This is a genomic window from Acaryochloris sp. IP29b_bin.148, from assembly GCF_028285565.1.
Lineage (GTDB): Bacteria > Cyanobacteriota > Cyanobacteriia > Thermosynechococcales > Thermosynechococcaceae > Acaryochloris.
Genome location: NZ_JANQOY010000066.1, coordinates 1 through 2,657, shown reverse-complemented (window position 1 = coordinate 2,657; position 2,657 = coordinate 1). Strand labels below are relative to the sequence as shown.

The window sequence follows — 2,657 nt, the reverse complement described above, 5'->3', positions numbered from 1 at the left end:
TAATGGCCAAAAAACTATGGAGTTTGGGTTCTAATTGATCAATGGTTTCCAGGGCTGCTTCGGTAATTTCTTGGGCTGATCGCTCTTTCTTGACCAGCTCTTGATGCAACGCGTGGATGGATGCCATGCAGCAAATCCTTTTGTTTCGAAATGTGCCAATCCTCAGTATACGGTGACCTATGACTCACCCGCTTTATATCGCCTTTATTTGGCATCAGCATCAGCCTCTTTATAAAAGCCGAGTCACCGGCCAATACCGACTTCCTTGGGTTCGGTTGCACGGTACAAAGGATTATTTAGATTTAGTCTTGTTGCTGAGTCGCTACCCCAAGTTGCATCAAACTGTTAACTTGGTGCCGTCCCTGCTGATGCAGATCGAAGATTATGTGGCTGGAACTGCCGTCGACCCTTACCTAGAAGTGGCGATGCTTCCCACCGAAAAACTGACCCCAGAGCAACATCGCTTTATTGCCCAGCATTTCTTTGATGCCCATCACCAAACTTTAGTTGATCCCCATCCTCGCTACGCTGAACTATTCTGTCAAAAGCAGGAAAAAGGGGAAGCCTGGTGCCTAGAAAACTGGACAGAGCAAGACTACGGTGATTTGTTAGCTTGGCATAACCTCGCCTGGATTGATCCCCTGTTTTGGGATGACCCAGATATTGCCCGCTGGCTCAAACAGGACCGCAATTTTAGCCTGCAAGATCGCAAGGATATTATCGAAAAGCAGCGCCAGATTCTCAGTCGGATTGTGCCCCAGCATCGGCAGATGCAGGAGGACGGTCAGCTAGAGGTGATGACAACTCCCTACACTCATCCCATTTTGCCCCTGTTGGCTGATACCTATGCAGGACGAGTGGCCGTTCCTCATATGGATTTACCAGAAGCCCAGTTCCAATGGCCAGAAGATATCCCTCGCCATTTGAAAAAGGGTTGGGAGATGTACGAAGAACGATTTGGACGATCTCCCCGAGGGCTGTGGCCATCCGAGCAGTCTGTGAGTCCTAGTATTTTGCCCCATGTTGCTAAGCAAGGCTTTGACTGGTTGTGCTCCGATGAGGCGGTTTTAGGATGGACCACCCATCATTTCTTTCATCGGGATGAATATGGCAATGTCTATGAACCGGAGATTCTCTACCAACCCTATCGCTTAAGTACCTATGAGGGGGACCTCTCGATTGTCTTCCGCGATCACCGATTGTCGGATCTGGTGGGCTTTACCTATAGCGCTATGCAGCCAAAGGAAGCAGCCTCAGATTTAGTGGGGCATCTACATGCGATCGCAAACACCCTGATCCACCGTCAACCCGGAGAGGGGAACGCTCTTGAAAAGCCTTGGTTAGTCACCATCGCCCTAGACGGCGAAAACTGCTGGGAATTTTACGAGCGAGATGGCATTCCTTTCCTGGAGAGTCTCTACCAACAGCTCAGCGATATCGATGATCTCAAACTGGTCACCGTCTCCGAATACCTGGAGCAATTCCCTCCCCAAGAAACCTTACCCACCACTAAGCTCCATAGCGGCTCTTGGGTCGATGGCAGCTTTACCACTTGGATTGGCGATCCTGTTAAAAATCGCGCTTGGGATTTATTAACAGAGGCCAGAAAAACTTTAGAAAAGCACCCAGAAGCCACTGAAGAACAAAATCCCGATGCCTGGGAAGCCCTCTATGCAGCGGAAGGATCTGATTGGTTTTGGTGGTTTGGCGAAGGCCATTCTTCCAATCAAGATGAGATTTTTGATCAACTCTTTCGGGAGCATATCATTGCCCTCTATCAAGCCTTAGAGGAGCCTGTCCCCGAAGTCCTTCAGTATCCCTTAGAGGAGCATCAATCCACTTCAGACCATCGTCCCCAAAGCTTCATCCATCCAGTGATCAATGGCGTTGTGGATGAACAGGATTGGGATCATGCAGGTCGGATAACCATTGCAGGTTCCCGAGGCACAATGCATCGCAGTAGCACCATCCAACGTCTTTGGTATGGACTAGATCACCTCAATTTCTATATGCGGTTTGATTTTCAGGTGGGTAAAAAGCCAGGCGTTGACTCTCCGCCAGAACTGCATTTGTTGTGGTTCTATCCAGGACAAACCATGAACAATAGCCTAATTCCTCTTGGGCAAGTGCCCGATCAGAGCCCCCTCAACTATCGATATCACCATCATCTGGGTATTAATCTCACCAATCATGATATTTGGCTGGAAGAAGCCGCCGACCATGAACAGTGGCATGGTCGAGCCCATCATGTCCAAATTGGCCTCGACCAATGCCTAGAAATCGCAGTTCCTTGGAGTGACTTACACCTTGAACCCGATTGGCCTTTAGAACTTCTTGTCGTTCTCTCTAAGCAGGGTGAGTTTATAGAACATTTACCTGAGAATAGGCTGGTCCCCCTACAAGTTCCATAGTGTTGGGTAAGCCGATTTCCAATACTCTCCTCTCACAGAGACTAAAAACAAGGTCTTAGGCTTTCCCTAAGACCTTGTAGTTTGAGTATTGAGATAATGCGGTGCTAATCTATTTCATCTAGATTTTTCAGAGATTAGCTTTAGGCTTCTTTGAGGAAACCGCTATAGGCTTCCATGCCATGTTCACTGATATCGAGGCCCTTGATTTCCTCTTCTTCAGGCACTCGCAGACCAGCAATCATCTTA

Annotated in this window: 1 protein-coding gene; it reads left to right on the top strand. The window is 48.4% G+C overall.

The features are described from left to right. Positions 1-179 precede the first annotated feature (179 nt). Positions 180-2,411, top strand: a complete 2,232-nt coding sequence (locus tag Q0986_RS06345) for a glycoside hydrolase (protein WP_299406199.1) — start codon at positions 180-182, stop codon at positions 2,409-2,411. Positions 2,412-2,657: the final 246 nt, after the last annotated feature.

Bases quoted from the DNA above. Each gene is read 5' to 3' on its own strand.
- Q0986_RS06345 (WP_299406199.1), top strand. From the start codon at position 180: ATGACTCACCCGCTTTATATCGCCTTTATTTGGCATCAGCATCAGCCT.